The organism is Marivivens sp. LCG002 (assembly GCF_030264275.1).
In the GTDB taxonomy this organism is placed as follows: domain Bacteria; phylum Pseudomonadota; class Alphaproteobacteria; order Rhodobacterales; family Rhodobacteraceae; genus Marivivens.
This window is the reverse complement of sequence record NZ_CP127165.1, coordinates 831,770-849,023: the sequence shown is the minus strand read 5'-3', so window position 1 is coordinate 849,023 and position 17,254 is coordinate 831,770. Positions and strand designations below refer to the sequence as shown.

At 59.3% G+C, this 17,254-nt stretch carries 18 protein-coding genes; 11 read left to right on the top strand and 7 right to left on the bottom strand.

The genetic code is table 11. The features are described 5' to 3' along the window. Positions 1-44: 44 nt before the first annotated feature. Positions 45-623, bottom strand: coding sequence for a transglycosylase SLT domain-containing protein (locus QQG91_RS04320; RefSeq protein ID WP_285771751.1), 579 nt, complete (start codon positions 621-623; stop codon positions 45-47). A 189-nt stretch (positions 624-812) separates the two neighbouring features. On the opposite strand from QQG91_RS04320, the gene gatB reads away from it, so the two are divergent. Both gatB and QQG91_RS04310 read left to right on the top strand, forming a co-directional pair. Continuing rightward, the gene (gene gatB, locus QQG91_RS04315) at positions 813-2,324 is read left to right on the top strand and encodes an Asp-tRNA(Asn)/Glu-tRNA(Gln) amidotransferase subunit GatB (RefSeq protein ID WP_285771750.1); all 1,512 of its coding nucleotides are present in this window, start codon (positions 813-815) and stop codon (positions 2,322-2,324) included. 14 nt (positions 2,325-2,338) lie between these two features. Then, positions 2,339-2,821 (top strand): PACE efflux transporter, encoded by a 483-nt coding sequence (locus QQG91_RS04310; RefSeq protein ID WP_352232117.1) that lies wholly within the window; start codon positions 2,339-2,341, stop codon positions 2,819-2,821. Positions 2,822-2,833: 12 nt separating this feature from the next. On the opposite strand, the gene QQG91_RS04305 is transcribed toward QQG91_RS04310, so the two are convergent. Next, positions 2,834-3,436 carry a hypothetical protein gene (locus QQG91_RS04305; RefSeq protein WP_285771748.1) on the bottom strand — a complete coding sequence of 201 codons (603 nt, stop codon included), beginning with the start codon at positions 3,434-3,436 and terminating at the stop codon, positions 2,834-2,836. A 65-nt stretch (positions 3,437-3,501) separates the two neighbouring features. After that, the gene (gene idi, locus QQG91_RS04300) at positions 3,502-4,029 is read right to left on the bottom strand and encodes an isopentenyl-diphosphate delta-isomerase (RefSeq protein WP_285771747.1); all 528 of its coding nucleotides are present in this window, start codon (positions 4,027-4,029) and stop codon (positions 3,502-3,504) included. Positions 4,030-4,187: 158 nt separating this feature from the next. On the opposite strand from idi, the gene QQG91_RS04295 reads away from it, so the two are divergent. Beyond that, on the top strand, positions 4,188-4,601 hold the full coding sequence (locus QQG91_RS04295; protein WP_285771746.1) for a c-type cytochrome: 414 nt from the start codon (positions 4,188-4,190) through the stop codon (positions 4,599-4,601). Positions 4,602-4,728: 127 nt separating this feature from the next. Continuing rightward, the gene (locus QQG91_RS04290; RefSeq protein ID WP_285771745.1) at positions 4,729-5,085 is read left to right on the top strand and encodes a DUF4177 domain-containing protein; all 357 of its coding nucleotides are present in this window, start codon (positions 4,729-4,731) and stop codon (positions 5,083-5,085) included. Here QQG91_RS04290 and QQG91_RS04285 read toward each other — a convergent pair. After that, complete coding sequence (locus QQG91_RS04285) at positions 5,082-5,336, bottom strand: BolA family protein (RefSeq protein ID WP_285771744.1); 255 nt, start codon at positions 5,334-5,336, stop codon at positions 5,082-5,084. The genes QQG91_RS04290 and QQG91_RS04285 overlap by 4 nt on opposite strands. A gap of 78 nt (positions 5,337-5,414) precedes the next feature. Here QQG91_RS04285 and QQG91_RS04280 point away from each other — a divergent pair, with 78 nt between their 5' ends. Beyond that, positions 5,415-6,047, top strand: coding sequence for a J domain-containing protein (locus QQG91_RS04280; RefSeq protein ID WP_285771743.1), 633 nt, complete (start codon positions 5,415-5,417; stop codon positions 6,045-6,047). 24 nt (positions 6,048-6,071) lie between these two features. On the opposite strand, the gene QQG91_RS04275 is transcribed toward QQG91_RS04280, so the two are convergent. Further along, positions 6,072-6,566 (bottom strand): hypothetical protein, encoded by a 495-nt coding sequence (locus tag QQG91_RS04275; RefSeq protein WP_285771742.1) that lies wholly within the window; start codon positions 6,564-6,566, stop codon positions 6,072-6,074. A gap of 223 nt (positions 6,567-6,789) precedes the next feature. On the opposite strand from QQG91_RS04275, the gene cobS reads away from it, so the two are divergent. The 5 genes from cobS (at position 6,790) to QQG91_RS04250 (ending at position 12,464) form a co-directional block, all read left to right on the top strand. Continuing rightward, on the top strand, positions 6,790-7,761 hold the full coding sequence (gene cobS / locus QQG91_RS04270; RefSeq protein WP_285771741.1) for a cobaltochelatase subunit CobS: 972 nt from the start codon (positions 6,790-6,792) through the stop codon (positions 7,759-7,761). A gap of 130 nt (positions 7,762-7,891) precedes the next feature. Beyond that, the gene (locus tag QQG91_RS04265; RefSeq protein WP_285771740.1) at positions 7,892-8,287 is read left to right on the top strand and encodes a hypothetical protein; all 396 of its coding nucleotides are present in this window, start codon (positions 7,892-7,894) and stop codon (positions 8,285-8,287) included. 84 nt (positions 8,288-8,371) lie between these two features. Continuing rightward, positions 8,372-10,249: a cobaltochelatase subunit CobT gene (cobT, locus tag QQG91_RS04260; RefSeq protein WP_285771739.1), complete on the top strand. Its 1,878-nt coding sequence runs from the start codon at positions 8,372-8,374 to the stop codon at positions 10,247-10,249. Beyond that, entirely contained in the window at positions 10,249-12,045 is a 1,797-nt protein-coding gene (locus tag QQG91_RS04255) for an aminopeptidase P family protein (RefSeq protein ID WP_285771738.1), read from the top strand. The genes cobT and QQG91_RS04255 overlap by 1 nt, the downstream gene beginning before the upstream one ends. Before the next feature lie 77 nt (positions 12,046-12,122). Next, positions 12,123-12,464, top strand: a complete 342-nt coding sequence (locus QQG91_RS04250) for a DUF427 domain-containing protein (protein ID WP_285771737.1) — start codon at positions 12,123-12,125, stop codon at positions 12,462-12,464. A gap of 3 nt (positions 12,465-12,467) precedes the next feature. On the opposite strand, the gene QQG91_RS04245 is transcribed toward QQG91_RS04250, so the two are convergent. Beyond that, entirely contained in the window at positions 12,468-14,156 is a 1,689-nt protein-coding gene (locus QQG91_RS04245; RefSeq protein WP_285771736.1) for a chloride channel protein, read from the bottom strand. 63 nt (positions 14,157-14,219) lie between these two features. On the opposite strand from QQG91_RS04245, the gene QQG91_RS04240 reads away from it, so the two are divergent. After that, a complete protein-coding gene (locus QQG91_RS04240) occupies positions 14,220-15,587 on the top strand; it encodes an FAD-binding oxidoreductase (RefSeq protein ID WP_285771735.1) in 1,368 nt (455 codons plus the stop codon). Here QQG91_RS04240 and recN read toward each other — a convergent pair whose 3' ends face one another. Further along, positions 15,588-17,237 carry a DNA repair protein RecN gene (gene recN, locus QQG91_RS04235; protein ID WP_285771734.1) on the bottom strand — a complete coding sequence of 550 codons (1,650 nt, stop codon included), beginning with the start codon at positions 17,235-17,237 and terminating at the stop codon, positions 15,588-15,590. Positions 17,238-17,254 lie beyond the last annotated feature (17 nt).

Below are 17,254 nucleotides of genomic sequence, written 5' to 3'. Positions count from 1 at the left end.
ATCCCGCGATGCTTTGTGCGGCAGGTGTCGCGGGATGCCTGTTTTCACCCTTTGCAATAGGATTGCTCGCGCGTCCACGAAACCATCTCGGCGCGTTTCTTCGAATTCACAAACGGCGCCCAATCGGCAGCAAGCCCCTCGCGACCGGAGGCGACCTTGCCGTCGCGCGGGACCGTCACGGCGGCGATCCTGATCGCGCAGGAGAGATTGGCGGCCCCATCCTTGAGCGCATCGACGGTTTGCGCGTTGCAGTCATAGCCCTTGGCCGTGCGGGGGCTGATCTGGGTCAGCCCGATCCACGCACCGCCCCCACCCGAAGCTTCGGGGTTCCAAGTGCTTTCGTGCTTGGCCAATGCAGAAAAGAGACCTGCCCAAAAGGCCGCTCGGCCGTTTTCATCTGCGGTGAAATACCCAGGACACCATTCCTGAATGTCCTCGGGATATTCGCTGAGGAGTGGCGCACCATGATTTTTGAGAGCGGCAAGCGCGCTTTCGGTCCAAACTTCCGCCTCGGGTCGATGATCCCAAGCCATCGCAGGCAGCGCGGAAGGTTGTTCGATTTCGGGCGTCTTTACGCAGGCCGCCGCACTCAGACCGATCGCCGCACAAAGAGCAGCGCGCATCAATGATACCATGTCCACAAGCCGAGTTGTTGTCGTCGGCGGAAGATGTGCCCTGCACTCCTGCGTTGAGTCCAGTCAATCTTGTGGCGAATTACGGGAATTGGCGGCTCTTCGCTCATGTGAGATGACTTGAACCCAAAGCCCGATGGGCCTAGAGAACCTCTGTCAAAGCCAAAGGACTGGGAAAAGATGCTCGACCTGACCTACGAAGCCCCGAAACCCAAAGTGATTGCGGGGGCGACTTCCGACTGGGAACTCGTGATCGGCCTTGAGGTGCATGCTCAGGTCGCAACCAAAGCCAAACTCTTTTCGGGCGCCTCGACGCAATTCGGCGCAGAGCCCAACTCGAATGTGGCCTTTGTGGATGCCGGCATGCCCGGAATGCTTCCCGTCATCAACGAAGGCTGTGTCGCCCAAGCGGTGCGCACGGGGCTTGGCCTCAAGGCCGAGATCAATCTTTGGTCCGCCTTCGACCGCAAGAATTACTTCTACCCCGATTTGCCGCAGGGCTATCAAATCTCGCAGCTTTACCACCCCATCGTCGGGGAAGGTGAAGTTTTGGTCGAACTCGGCAACGGCACCGCGCGCCGCGTGCGCATCGAGCGCATCCACCTTGAGCAGGACGCCGGCAAATCGATCCACGACATGGACCCCTCTATGTCGTTTGTCGACCTCAACCGCACCGGCGTTGCGCTGATGGAAATCGTGTCGCGGCCCGATATTCGCGGCCCCGAAGAGGCCGCCGCCTATGTCGGCAAGCTGCGCCAGATCATGCGCTACCTCGGCACCTGCGACGGCAACATGCAGAACGGCAACCTGCGCGCCGACGTGAACGTTTCGGTCTGTAAGCCCGGTGCCTATGAGAAGTTCATGGAAACTGGCGACTTCTCGCACCTCGGCACGCGCTGCGAGATCAAGAACATGAACTCGATGCGCTTTATCCAGATGGCCATCGAATACGAGGCGCGCCGCCAGATCGCCCTGATCGAGGATGGTAAGACGGTTGTTCAGGAAACCCGCCTTTATGATCCCGACAAGAACGAAACCCGTTCGATGCGCTCCAAAGAAGAAGCACATGACTACCGCTATTTCCCCGATCCCGACCTTCTCCCGCTCGAGATCGAGCAGGCGTGGGTGGATGACATCGCGGCGTCGCTTCCTGAACTTCCCGATGCGAAAAAAGCCCGTTTCATGAGCGACATGGGGCTTTCGGATTATGACGCCTCGGTGTTGACCGCCGAAGTCGCCAATGCCGAATACTTCGAAAAGGTCGCCGAAGGCCGTGACGGCAAGTTGTCTGCGAACTGGGTCATCAACGAACTCTTCGGCCGTCTGAAAAAGGACGACAAGAGCATCGAGGACAGCCCCGTTTCGCCCGAGCAACTCGGCAAGATCGTCGGCCTGATCACCAAGGGCGACATTTCGGGCAAAATCGCCAAGGACCTTTTCGAGATCGTTTATACCGAAGGTGGTGACCCCGAAGCGATCGTCGAAGAGCGCGGCATGAAGCAGGTGACCGACACCGGCGCTATCGAAGCCGCAGTCGACGAAGTGATCGCCGCCAACCCCGCTCAGGTCGAAAAGGCCAAAGCGAACCCCAAACTTGCGGGCTGGTTCGTCGGTCAGGTGATGAAGTCCACAGGCGGCAAAGCCAACCCTGCAGCAGTCAACGAGCTGGTGCTGAAAAAGCTTGGTATTTGATCAAATTTTGAGTAATGAAAGCGGCGGCCTTTTGGCCGCCGTTTTTGTTTGAGGCTTTTGGAACCATGCGCAACACGACCGACAGGATTCGTCATGCGATATCCTTTGAAATCATAGCGATCATGATCGCGACCCCTGTCAGCGCGTTGCTTTTCAAACAGAACATGACTGACATGGGCGTGATCACCGTCGGAAGCGCCACCATCGCGATGGTGTTCAACTATGCCTATAACTGGGTGTTCGATCACGCGATGCTGCGTTTTCGGGGCACGGTCCGCAAAACCATCCCGATCCGTATTTTCCACGCGATTTTGTTCGAGCTGGGACTTCTCTTCGTGCTCACGCCGTTTATCGCGTTTTACCTTGGCGTCGGACTTTGGACCGCGCTTATGATGGATCTCGCGCTTACGGTTTTCTATCTCGTCTACGCGTTCTCGTTCAATTGGATCTATGATGCTGTTTTCCCCGTTTCGGATGCGCCGAAACAGGGAACGTAATCCGCGATTTGATCAGCGCTCTGCCATCATCTGATGGAGCGCGTCCATGCCGCCTTCTGCCATGCGCGTGACCTCACCCGCGTGTTTGTGCAGAGCAGCGACCAATTCGGGGTCATCGGTGGTCTGGGTCACGACGATGCCTTGGTCGGTGATCTCGATCTCGTTCACAAGGTTTTCGCCCCGCATAAAGAAAATATCGAGCGTCGGGCTTTGGACCATGATCTTGGGATCACGGCCCTCTTCGACGCGGGCGATCATGCCTGTTACGTGGCTGACCAAAGCGTCCATCACCTCGGGATCGCTCGAGGCGGTCACCGTGCGGATACCGTTTTCAAGGTTCTCGACCGTGCGCGTCATCGTTTTGAACCCGTCGAACATGATCGCAAGCTCGGTGCTTTCCTGATCGGTGGCATCCATACCGCGCAAACCGGGCATCCCCATAGCGCTGTGATCGACGGAGCCGCCCTCACCATGCATTTGCGCGTGCATTGCCGAATGATCCATGCCGGAGCCATGCGTCATCTGGGCAAAGGCGTGCTCTTGGCCCAGAAAATAGGCACCGCCCGCTAGACCAAGGGCAACAACGGCAGCGGCGATTTTGAACGATCTGGTCATAATGAACTCCTTTTTCAGGTTCATTACATGAAACATTCCGATTTCAAAATGCGTAAAGTGTCGCGCTAGCCGAAAATCGCGCGCTCGTGATCGGCAAGATAAATCTTGAGCCACGGGGTAAAGAGCTGCGGCGCGGCGGCGATTTCCTCTGCCAAACCCTCGCGAGAGACCCAGCGCGTCGCCTGAACTTCGTCTTTGTTCAGGGCAAGCGGCGCAGTGTCATCGACATGCCCCACAAAAATATCGACGACTTCGTGCTCGGTCAGACCGCCGCCCACGTCTGCGCGGTATTCCACTTGTTCACGCCATTCGAGACCGACGTCTTCGATCCCCAGCTCCTCGGCAAGACGGCGATGGGCACAGGCTTCGGGCGCTTCGTCCCAGTGCGGATGGGTGCAACAGGCATTGGCCCAAAGATCGGGGGTGTGGTATTTCCCCGAAGCGCGTTGTTGCAATAGAACGCCCCGAGAGGAGAGCAAAAACACGCTGACGGCCTTGTGGCGCAGGCCCAAGCGGTGCGCCTCGAGCTTGCGGAACGGCACGAGCGCTCCGTCGCGCCAAACAGGGATCAATGTGTCGTCGTTCGAAATCATGCGCAGCCCAATACAAGGTTCGCCGTCTTTTTCCAGCCCAAAAGACACACGACCAAAGTCGCCGCGACGGATTAGCACGGGGGGTTTAAGGTTGCGCGCGTCTGATCTATTTTGCGCCCAAGGTGCGGATGATGCACCACAACCAAAGGAGTCCTTTGATGAAGACTTTGAAAGTTTCCGCCGTTCTCGCAGTTCTGGCAGCCCCCGCATTCGCAGAAGGCGATGCAGCAGCAGGCGCCGAGGCATTTGATCGCCAGTGCGTCAGCTGCCACATGATCGCGGACGGCGACAACGTAATTGCAGGTCGCGGCAAAACGGGCCCCAACCTTTTCGGGCTCTCGGGCAAGACCGTCGGCTCGGTCGAGGGTTTCAACTATGGTGACGCCATCGTAGCCGCAGGGGCTGCAGGGACCGTTTGGACCGAAGAGGCCTTTGTGCCCTATGTTCAGGACCCGACCAATTGGCTCCGCGAGACCACCGGCGACAAGAAAGCCCGCTCGAAAATGAGCTTCAAGGTCCGCTCGGAAGAAGATGCCGCAAACCTTTGGGCTTATCTTTCGACCTTCAACTAAGAGCCCGACCGTTTTCGGAAAGCGCGCCCGATCATTCGCGGCGCGCTTTTCATTTGCCCCGAACGCTTCGGCTGGACACAGGCCATAGCGATGCTAGGGTCAGCCACGTTTCAACCGGAGATACGAGATGACGCGCTACGAATACAAAGTGGTTCCCGCCCCCCGAAAAGGCACCAAGACCAAAGATGCCAAAACTGCGGATGCCAAGCTTGCCGTCTCGGTCGAAGAGATCATGAACGAAATGGGTGCGCAGGGCTGGTATTACCTCCGTTCCGATACACTTCCCATCGAGGCGCGCAGCGGTCTGACGGGCAAGTCGACCACGTTCCAGCATCTTCTGGTCTTTGTCCGCGAGATTGCAGAGGACACCGAAATGCCCCCCGCCGTGGTGATCGCTCCCCCCGCTCCACAGGTCGATGTGCCCGAAGACGACGCGCCCGAAAACGAGGCCGAAGCGCCCGATGCCGGCGAATCCAAAGCCTAGCGGATATCGATCGCCAGGGCGTGAATCCGCTCGATAATGTCTTTTCCGATCGCGGAATGGATCGCGCGGTGCCGTGCAATCCGGCTCATTCCGTCAAAACCATCGCCCGTGATGATCACGCGCCAGTGGCTTTCGCCGCCGTCCTGATATCCTGCGTGACCACGGTGACCTTCACTTTCATCAATGACTTCAAGGTGTTCAGGCGAAAATGCTGCGATCAGACGTGATTCAATTTCTTTGGCAAGACCCATTATTTTCTCCTCTGCCCCTTCAAACTTCTGACGCTTGGTTTAAACTCGCTGCTCCGAGTCGAAAAGATAAGGCTGCATATGTCCAAGACTGACCCTTTCGGTTTCGACATTTCGGTGTCGGCCTCTAAAAAGAAAAACCCACGGGGCCGCCGCGGGATGTCTGGTGCGTTCGATACCTCTACCCGCGTGTGCGAGCATCCGGGATGCGAGGAATCGGGTCAATACCGCGCACCCAAGAGCCCTGATGTGCTCGACGATTATCTGTGGTTCTGCAAAGACCACGTACGCGAGTACAACAACAAATGGAACTTCTTCGAGAACGCCACCGAGGCCGAGCTTGAAGCCCAGTTCAGCAAGGACCGCGTCTGGGAACGCGAGACCAAGCCTTTCGGCAAGAAGTCCGAGGAGCAGCGGGCCTGGGCCCGTCTGGGCGTGGATGACCCGCATCAAGTGCTGGGTGAAAACGCCACGCGCAATCCCGGCAAGGCCAATGGCGGCACGCGCCGTCTTCCTCCGACCGAGCGCAAAGCCATCGAGATTCTCGATGCCAAGGACACCATGAGCAAGGCCGAGATCCGCAAGGTCTATAAGTCGCTGATCAAAGTGCTCCACCCCGACATGAACGGCGGGGATCGCTCGCACGAGGATCAGTTGACCGAGGTCGTCTGGGCTTGGGATCAGATCAAAGCCAGCCGCCATTTCGCGGACTGATTATTCAAAACAGCCACGGCGCCCCTAAGTGCGGGCGCTGTGGAGCCGCGTGAGACGCTCTTCGTGACGCAACTCTTCGCGATAGGCCACAAAGGTGAGGTGGGCCAGCATCACCGCAGACACCCAAGCCGCAGCCAGAATAGGCGCGCCGATAAGCGTAATGGCAAGTGTGAAGGGGCCGAACATCGTGCCATAGACGGGAAGCACAAGCGTGCCCGCAACCAGCGATCCCACAAGACTTAGGTAAAGCGCGCCCCAAAGCGCAGAGGCGAACCCTTTGGCCCCGACTTGGCCCATAAAGCGCGAAGACGCCTTGAGCGCGAGCACAGCGCCACAGGCGCCCGCCAGACTGACCCACGCTTCGTAAAGTCCTATGTCGAAAAACGGCCCGACATTGCGCAATCGAATAACCGAGACAAAGGCGATGAGCGCCCCCAAGACAGCCAAAAGGACATAGGCGAATGCAATATTGCGTTCGCCGCGCGACGGTAATCTGAGCTTGCGAAAGTTCTGACGCACGCCTGTTCCTCTTGGACCTGATACACTTCTATCGCCAATTTTCACCCGTTTCGCCAGAGTTTGCTGCGCAACTCACTGTTTCCAAGGTCACCGAAACCATCGGATGTGACGATAAAAGCCGCAAAAAGACGCGCTTTGCCCTTTTACTCGCCGCTCTTCGAGATATGTTGCACAGCGACCCGAGGCGCCGCCTCTCTGGATTTAGACTAGGATTGATCGAACGATGACGGATCAGAACGTAAAGCCCACCGAAGAAATCTCGGTCCGCGAGGTTTTTGGCATCGACACGGATATGAAGGTCAAGGGCTTTGCCGAGCGCACGTCGCGTGTGCCCGAAATCGACTCGACCTATAAATTCGATCCCGACACGACGCTCGCGATCCTTGCAGGTTTCAGCCACAATCGCCGCGTCATGGTTCAGGGCTATCACGGCACGGGTAAATCGACCCACATCGAACAGGTTGCCGCCCGCCTGAACTGGCCCGCCGTGCGTGTGAACCTCGACAGCCACATCAGCCGTATCGATCTCATCGGTAAGGATGCGATCAAGCTGCGTGACGGCGTTCAGGTCACCGAATTCCACGAAGGCATCCTGCCTTGGGCGCTCCGTAACCCCGTTGCGATCGTGTTCGACGAATACGACGCGGGCCGCGCGGACGTGATGTTCGTGATCCAGCGCGTTCTGGAGCATGACGGCAAACTCACGCTTCTCGACCAGAACGAGATCATCACGCCGAACCCCTATTTCCGTCTCTTTGCGACGGCGAACACGGTCGGTCTTGGCGATACCACGGGTCTCTATCACGGCACCCAGCAGATCAACCAGGCACAGATGGACCGCTGGTCGCTCGTCGCCACGCTGAACTATCTCAGCCATGACGCCGAAGCCGCGATCGTTTTGTCCAAGGCGCCGCACTACAACAACGAAAAGGGCCGCAAGACCATCAACCAGATGGTGACGGTTGCCGACATGACCCGCACTGCGTTCATGGCAGGCGATCTTTCGACCGTTATGTCGCCGCGCACCGTCATTGCATGGGCCCAGAACGCCGAGATTTTCCGCAACGTCGGCTATGCGTTCCGCCTGACCTTCCTCAACAAATGTGACGAGCTCGAGCGCCAGACCGTGGCCGAGTTTTATCAGCGCTGCTTTGACGAAGAACTGCCTGAAAGCGCAGCATCTGTCGCAATTTAAGGCACTCTCACCAACTTGTTTTCAAAAGGCCCGCCGTTTCGGCGGGTCTTTTTCGTTTCAACCCTCTGCGAAGGGATAGTTTTCAAACTGCATAGTTGATTGGCGGAAATTTTGCGTCAAAGCTCAACTTATGAGCGGTTTGAAAACTTTTCTGTTCCTTCTGTTTTGCGTCTTTGGAGGCGTCCTCGCCCCAAAGCAGAGTTCGGCTGGCGTGATGGATGATCCGCTCTATCGCTTCGCCTCCTGCACGGGTCGGCTCTCTGCGCTGATGGAGTTCCAGTGGCTGACCGATGGCCCTGCATCAGAAGAGACGCAGCAGCTTCGGGATATGATGATCGAGCTCGTCGACGCCATCATGCCCCAAGGCCAAGGACCAAAGGTTCTTGCCTGGCGGATCGACGCCAAAGCGGCGCAATCGAAACTCCTCACTTCGGCTTATTTCGCGACCGACAGCGACCAAGCGCTCTGGTCTATGGCACGGGCCACACAGCAAATAGACGAATGCCGCGCTTTGCTGCTTTCGTGACATGAAAAGGCCGTCTTCGCCCACTGGTCATTGACCCGATGCTGCACTAGGTTGCCCTTTGAAGACGTCAAGAAAGCGGCCCGCATGAGCAAACCGACCGACAACCCCGCCGATCCGTTCAAAAAGGCCCTCGCCGAAGCGACCAAGGTCATGGCGGAGGACGCGGAGCTTACCGTGACCTATTCGGTCGACCCTCCGGGCCAGACCAAGGATAACGTGCGCCTGCCGCAGATCAGCCGCCGCATGACCCGCGACGAAGTGCTTCTCGCGCGCGGCACCGCCGATGCTTTTGCCTTGCGCCACAAATTCCACGATGCCGCGATTGCCAACCGCTATCTGCCCCAAGGCCAGATGGCCCGCGATCTATACGATGCGATGGAATCCGCACGTGTCGAAGCCGTCGGTGCCCAGCACATGCCCGGCACGGCCAGCAACATCGACGTGAAAATCGGTGTCGAGGCCGCGCGCAAAGGCTATTCGCAAATCCGCACCTCCTCCGAGGCCCCTCTTTCGGTCGCAGCGGGATATCTGGTGCGCCACCTTGCAACGGGTCGCCCTCTTCCGGCCGGCGCGGACAACGTGATGAACCTCTGGCGCGGCTTTATCGAAGATCAGGCCGGCGAAGCGCTCGAAGGTCTCGGCGACGTGCTGAACGACCAGAAGGCATTCGCCAAACTCGCCCGCAAGATCATCTCGGACCTTGGTTATGCCGACCAGCTTGGCGATGACCCCGACCAAGAGGACGAGGAGCAGCAGGACCAAGCCGAAGAACAGCAGGAAGAGGAAGAAACTCCCGATTCCACAGGCGAGGACGAAGATCAGCAGGAACAGGCCGAGGCCGACCCCGAACGTTCTCAGGACCAGCAGCAGGACCAATCCCAAGCCGAGGTAAGCGCGGACGATCTTTCGGATCAGGACTATGACGAAGAGGCCGAAGCCCCCGAAGGCGAGGCCCCGCTCGATCCACCGCCGCCGCCGCCCGTCTCGGACGCCGACCCGAATTACGAAGTCTACAAAACCGAGTTCGACGAAGAAATCGGCGCCGAAGAGCTTGCCGAAGCTGCCGAGCTCGAGCGTTTGCGCGCCTATCTCGATCAGCAATTGGAACCACTCAAGGGGGCGGTTTCGCGACTTGCCAACAAGCTTCAGCGCCGTCTTCAGGCCCAGCAGAACCGCTCTTGGGAGTTCGACAAGGAAGAAGGCATCCTCGATGCAGGCCGCCTTGCCCGCGTGGTCGCGAACCCCACGACCCCGCTGTCGTTCAAATGGGAAAAGGATACAGAGTTCCGCGACACCGTTGTGACGCTGCTCCTCGACAACTCGGGTTCCATGCGTGGTCGCCCGATCTCGATTGCGGCGATCTGTGCGGACGTTCTCGCACGCACGCTGGAGCGTTGCTCGGTCAAGGTCGAAGTGCTCGGCTTTACCACCAAAGCGTGGAAAGGCGGGCTCAGCCGCGAAAAATGGCTGGCCGAGGGGCGTCCGATGCAACCGGGCCGTCTCAATGACCTGCGCCACATCATTTACAAGGGCGCGGACGCTCCGATGCGGCGCACCCGCGCAAACCTTGGCCTCATGATGAAGGAGGGGCTTCTCAAGGAAAACATCGACGGTGAAGCGCTCGAATGGGCACACCGCCGTCTTGTGGCACGCCGCGAACAGCGCAAGATCCTGATGGTGATCTCGGATGGTGCGCCCGTGGACGACTCGACACTGTCGGTCAACCCCGCCAATTACCTTGAAAAACACCTGCGCGATGTGATCGCCATGATCGAAAAGCGCAAGCAGGTCGAGCTTTTGGCCATCGGGATCGGCCATGATGTGACGCGGTATTACCAACGTGCCGTGACGATCACCGATGCAGACCAACTCGCAGGCGCGATGACAGAGCAGCTTGCCTCGCTCTTTGATTCCGATCCGCGCAAGCGCGCGCGTGTGCTGGGCATGAAAAAGGTTTCTTGATGTTCCAAAGCTTTACGGCCCCGACCTCTCCTGAACAGGGTCCTCCGCGTCTTGCTGCGCTGAGGAAACAGATCAAAGACAATGGGCTGCATGGCTTTTTGGTGCCGCGCGCGGATGCGTTCCAAGGCGAATATGTCGCGCCCTGCGATGAACGACTGGCTTGGCTGACGGGCTTTACGGGGTCTGCGGGCTTTTGCGCCGTGCTGGACAAGGTTGCGGGGGTCTTTATCGACGGCCGCTATCGGCTTCAGGTGCTGGATCAGGTGGCCCCTGACTTTACGCCGGTGCATTGGCCCGAGGTATCGCTCTCTGCTTGGCTGATGGACCAAGGATGTGCGAGTCAGGTGATCGGATTTGATCCATGGCTCCACACGGTCAAGGAAATCGCCGCGCTGCGCGAAGCCGCCCCTCTGATCGAGTTCAAACCGAGCAAGAACCTTGTCGATGCGATCTGGACGGATCGGCCTGCACGCCCGAGCGCCAAATTCTTTGCCCATCCGATCGAGTTTTCAGGCAAAAGCCACGAGGACAAAATCACAGAGCTGTCCGCTGTTTTGGCGAAGCAGGGGCAGGCATGCACTGTCATCACGCTTCCCGATGCGATTGCCTGGCTCCTGAACATCCGCGGCAACGACATTGAAAAGAATCCCGTTCCGCAGAGCTTTGCCCTCTTGCACAGCAACGGCACAGCCGAGCTTTTTGCCCCCGGAGGCAAAGCGGACGACATTCTGGGGCATCTCGGCCCCAAAGTTTCGGTTCGACCGATGGACGACTTCCTTTCTGCCGTCGCCGCGCTCGAAGGTCCTGTGCGGATCGATCCCAAAAGCTGTCCAGAACGCGTTCTGACAGCGCTGACCTGCGCGGGTCGTGTCGTGGTCAAAGCGCCCGATCTGTGCGAATTGCCGAAAGCCTGCAAGAACCCCGTCGAAATCGCGGGAACGCGCGAGGCGCATCTCCGCGACGGCGCCGCGATGGTGCGGTTCCTTGCGTGGCTTGATGCAGAAGCGCCCAAGGGCGGCGTCACCGAGATCGACGTCGTCAAAACGCTCGAAGGATTTCGGCGTGATACCAATGCACTTCGCGACATCAGCTTTGATACCATTGCGGGCACAGGACCGAACGGCGCCGTGATCCATTACCGCGTGACCGAAGGCACAAACCGCACTCTGTCCACTGGCGATTTGATCGTTGTGGATTCGGGCGGGCAATATCTTGACGGCACCACCGATATCACGCGGACCATCGCTATCGGGGCTGTGGGCGCGGACGAACGGCGCTGTTATACGCGCGTGCTGCAAGGCATGATCGCCATCAGCCGTGCACGCTTTCCCGTCGGGGTTGCCGGCCAGCATATCGACGCCCTTGCCCGCTTTGCGCTTTGGAGTGATGGGCTCGATTTCGATCATGGCACCGGTCACGGTGTAGGCTCTTACCTTTGCGTCCACGAAGGACCCCAGCGGATCAGCAGGTTGTCCGACGTGCCGCTCGAAGCGGGAATGATCCTTTCGAACGAGCCAGGATACTACCGCGCAGGCGCGTTCGGTATCCGAATCGAAAACCTGATCGTCGTGAAAGAGGCCGAAACGCTGGTCGGCGGTGATGCACACCGCAAGCAACTGGACTTCGAAACCCTGACCTATGTGCCGCTTGATCGGCGACTGATAGACGCAGGTCTCCTCTCAAGCGACGAGAAAGACTGGATTGACGGGTATCATGCCGCTACGTTGCAGCTTATCGGGCCTCGCGTAGACGGTGAGGCCAAGCACTGGCTTGAGCGCGCTTGCGCCCCACTTTGACGTTTTATTGTCACAACGAGCCTCTATCCCTGACGGTCAATAGCTTTGGCCGTTCTTCGCAATGAAAGGAGCCCTCGATGGCAGACCATATAAAGATACGTCCCGCGAACGGGACTTGGGTCGTCCGTGCCGGTGGCGCAGTTATCGGTGAGACCGCACGTGCGCTTGAACTGAACGAAGAAGGTTTCGCCCCCGCGATCTATTTTCCTCGAACCGATGTCGCCATGGCCTTTTTGGACAAATCCGACACCGCAGCGACCGACCCGCACAAAGGCACGGCCACCTACTACAACATCGTCGCCAAGAGCGGCCCGATTGCAGACGCGGTCTGGTCCTTTGAAGAGGCTCGGGACGAGCTCAAGGAAATCGAAGGCTATCTGTCCTTCTATCCTGCCAAGGTCGCAATCGAACAGGTCTGAGACCTAGGAGTGCTCTTCGGCGGCAACAGCCGCCAAAGCCCGATTGAAGGCACGTAGAGCATCGACGTGGAACACAGCCCCCCGCAATGTTGGGGGGCTATCTTTTTGGGTGAAACTCACCACAGGCACGATGCTCGAACCGCTTTGCTCGAAGAGCGGCATGGCTTTGTCGAGCGTATCATCGGGTTCGACATAGATGCCTTGTGCGATCAATTCGGCGCAGGCTTCTTGGTCCACTTCGGTATCGGTGTTCAGGCTGCGCATGATGCCCGCCACCTTGAAGGTCGCAAGGAGATAGGCCTGCGGTCCTGCAGCAAGGTGCACATTGCGCCGCTCGAGCTGTGTCAGAAAGAACGAACGGTCCACAAGCCGCGATGTGAGCGCCGTGGCAAGCGACACCGCAACCATCACCGCCAGACCCGTCTGCCAGTCACCTGTGAGTTCGAAGACGATCAGCGTGGTGGAAATCGGTGCGCCGAGAACAGAGGCCGCAACCGCCCCCATCCCTGCAAGCGCATAGAGTGTGGCCGACCCCGATTGCTCGGGGAAAAGCGATGTTGCAAAGAGACCAAATGCAAGCCCCGTCAGCGCCCCGATCATGAGCGAAGGCGAGAACACCCCGCCGCCCATGCGCCCGCCCATCGTGATCGCCACCGCGATGATCTTGACCCCGACAAAGAGAACGGCCGTCCAGAACCCGAGCCGTCCGAACAATGCATCCGCTGTGATGCCATAACCCACGCCGATGATATGAGGAAAGACCAGCGCAATTCCCCCAAGAAGCAGCCCCGCCGTCGCAGGCCGCAAAAAGCGGGGCAGATGCAAAGCCTTTTGAACAAGCGTTGCGAAATGATCGGCGAAAAAAATCGTTCGGATCTGGGCATAGGCCACAAGGCCGCAGATCAGCCCAAGGATCATGAAGGCGGGTATTTCGGCGTAAAAGCGCAGAGCGGTCAGGGAGGAGATCGTGAATTCGGGGTTGTCGCCAAGCGCAAGCCTGCTCACGATGGCGCCTGTCACCGATGCGATCGCAATGGGCGCAAAGGCATGGACGGCAAAATGCCGAAGCACCACTTCGAGCGCAAAGAGAGCCCCCGCAATCGGCGCGTTGAACGATGCAGAAACCGCCGCCGCAACTGCGCACCCCAAGAGATCGCGGCCCGTGACGCCATCTGCGCGAATCCACTTGGAGACCACGCTCGAAATCACTGAAGCAAGGTGCACAACGGGACCCTCGCGTCCCGAAGAGCCCCCCGTCGAAAGAGTGATGAAACTCGCCACTGCGGAGGCGGCCCCCGCTTTGACGTCGACGCGGCCTTGGTTCAAAGCTGCCCCTTCAATCACATCGGCCACCGAATGCACCCGCCCGTCCTGGGTAAACCGATCAAGGATGAGCCCAACGCACAGGCCGCCAAAGGTCGGAATAAGGACTATCCAATACCATGCGAGACGATCCACATTTTGATAGAGCCAAGCGACATTGTCGGTCTGATAGACCAAGGCCTGAAGGCTCTCGATCCCCGTGCGAAAGAGCACAGCCGCCCCGCCGCCCAAAAGACCGAGAAAGAGCGCAAACACCCAGAACTGAGCCTGAGAGGGACCTTTCTTGCGAATGATCCGAAGCGTGAGCAGCGCCTCCTGTTTCCAGTTCGCCAGAACAACCAGGACCGGATTCTTACACTGCTCAACCATACGCTCGTATCTTTCGCCTTGCTGCGTCTTGTCCTAGTCTTTCGCCAAAGAGAAAGGCACACCATGACGTCCGACAGCACACTTCACTTGCTTGCAACCTTACTAGGAGATCGTCTGTCTGTCTCCAAGTCAGAACGCGACAATCATGGCCGCTCGGAAAGCCATTTTCCCCTTACCCCGCCCGACGCGGTCGCCTTTCCCGTATCGACAGAAGAAGTGGCGGAAATCCTGCGGATCTGCACGGCATCGAATACGCCTGTCGTGCCGTGGGGGGCAGGAACATCACTCGAAGGCCATGCGCTCGCGATCAAGGGCGGAATCTGTCTTGATCTGTCCCGCATGGATCGGGTGATCGAAGTGAACGCCGAAGATATGGATGCCCGCGTCCAACCGGGCGTCACGCGCGAAGCTCTTAACGAAGAGCTGCGCAGCACGGGGCTGTTCTTTCCTGTCGATCCCGGCGCGAATGCGTCGATCGGCGGTATGGCCGCAACACGGGCCAGCGGCACCACGGCGGTGCGCTATGGGACCATGCGGGACAATGTGATCGGGCTTGAAGTGGTTCTTGCCGATGGCAGGATCATTCGCACGGGCACGCGGGCGCGCAAATCCTCGGCAGGATATGACCTCACCGGTCTCTTCGTCGGCTCCGAAGGCACGCTCGGGGTCATCACCGAACTGACCCTTCGGCTTCAGGGGCAACCACAGAGCATCTCGTCTGCCGTCTGCGCCTTTGAAAGCCTTGAGGGGGCCGTCGAAGCGGTGATCGAAACGATCCAGACAGGAATTCCCATGGCGCGGATCGAATTCGTGGATGCGGCAACAGCCTTGGCGGTAAATGCCTATTCGGGTGCGGATTTTCCCGCCAAACCCCATTTGCTGATCGAATTCCACGGCTCGGAGAGCGCGACAGCAGAGCAGGCCGAACTCTTCGGAGAGATCGCCAAGGACCACGGCGCAACGGGGTTCGATTGGGCCACCAAGACCGAGGACCGCAACAGGCTCTGGTCAATGCGCCACAAGGCTTATTGGGCGATCCTCGCCTCCCGCCCCGGCTCGCGGGCCATTGTCACGGACGTTTGCGTTCCCGTCAGCCAACTCGCCCGCGCGGTGAGCGAAACCCAAGCGGATATCGAGGCAAGCGGCCTTCCCGCCCCGATCCTCGGGCATGTCGGGGACGGGAATTTCCACGCGATCCTCTTGATGGACGAAAACAGCCCCGAAGAACGCGAGATCGCCAAGGGCCTTGCGCATCGCATGGCCGAACGGGCGCTGGCGCTCGGCGGCACCGTCACGGGCGAGCACGGGATCGGTATGGGAAAGCTCGGCTACATGCGCGCGGAGCATGGCGAAGCTTGGGACCTGATGGGCGAAATCAAAGCGGCGCTTGACCCCCAAGGCATCCTGAACCCCGGAAAAGTAGTGCCGTGATCAGCTCGGCATCAGCGCACGCGCCGCGGCTCGCGCTTCGTCCGTAATACGATCCCCCGACAGCATGCGGGCAATCTCGTCGATCCGGTCCGTCATCGTCAGGGGCACCACGGTCGAAGTGGTCGCATCCTCGGTCTGACGCTTTTCCACGCGCCAATGGTGCCCGCCGAGCGCCGCGACCTGCGGCGAGTGGGTCACGACAAGCACCTGACCGCCCTTGGCGATCTCGGCCAAACGGCGGCCCACAGCATCGGCGGTCGCGCCGCCCACGCCTCGGTCGATTTCGTCAAAGATCATCGTCATGCCGCTGACCCCTTGGGTGAGGCACACCTTGAGCGCCAGAAGGAAACGGCTCAGCTCGCCCCCAGACGCGATCTTGTTGAGCGGGCCTGCGGGTGATCCGGGGTTGGTGGCAACGGTAAAGTTCACCTCGTCGCGCCCCTCGGGTCCTGCATCGCCTTGGGTGATTTCGGTCACGAAAACCGCACGCTCCATCTTGAGCGGCGCAAGCTCTTTGGCCATGGCGGCATCAAGCCGCGCTGCGGCCTCGCGGCGGGCGTCCGAGAGAGCAGCGGCGGCACTCTCATAGGCGGCCTCGGCCTCTTTTACGGCCTGCTCCAACTTGCCCAGTCCTGCTTCGCCTGCATCAAGCACCGCCAAACGCTCGCGCAGGTCGTCGGCAAATTTGGCAAGGTCGTCGGGCAACACGCCATGCTTGCGGGCAAGACCACGGATCGCAAAAAGACGCTCCTCGCAGTCCTCTAGCTCGGCAGGGTTAAAGGTCAGCGCATCGAGGCAGGCCTCGACCCCGCTTTGCGCTTCGGAAAGCTCGACCATCGCGCGTTCAAGCGCCGCAAGAGGTGCATCAAGCCGCCCTTCGGCCTTGTCGACGACCCCTTCGAGCCACCGATTGGCTGAGGCGATCATCCCCTCTGCCCCATCGTAGCTCAGGGCATTGAGCGCTTGGGCGACGTCCTGTTTGATCTTTTCTGCGGCCTGCATCAGGCGGCGGTCGGTATCAAGCTTGGCCTCTTCCCCGGGTTCGGGCGCAAGCTTGTCCAGCTCGCCGACGGCATGGCGCAGGAAATCCTCTTCAGCGCGCACCTCGGCGACTTTGGCTTCGGCCTCTACCAAGGATTTACGTGCCTTGGAGAGGGTGCGCCACGCCTCGCCCGTCTTTGCGATCAAGGTGTCATTGGTGGCAAAAGCATCGAGAAGCTGGCGGTGTCCACGCGGATTGAGTAGCCCGCGATCGTCATGCTGGCCGTGAAGTTCCACCAATGTGTCCGACAATTGCCGCAGCACTTCACCCGAGACGCGGCGATCATTGACCCATGCGGTCTTGCGCCCGTCGGTCGTGTTCACGCGGCGCAGGATCAGTTCGCCTTCGTGCTCGATCCCGAATTCGGAAAGAAGCGCTTCGGCGGGGTGTCCCTCGGGGAGATCGAAGACAGCCGTCACTTCGCCCTGCTCTGCCCCAGCGCGCACCAATTCAGCGCGGCCACGCCACCCCAGCACAAAGCCGAGCGAGTCGAGAAGGATCGATTTGCCCGCCCCTGTCTCGCCTGTAAGCACATTGAGACCCGGCTGAAACTCGAGTTCCAGCCGATCAATGATCAACATATCACGGATATCGAGCCCGCGGAGCATACCTGTGCCTCGTTAAT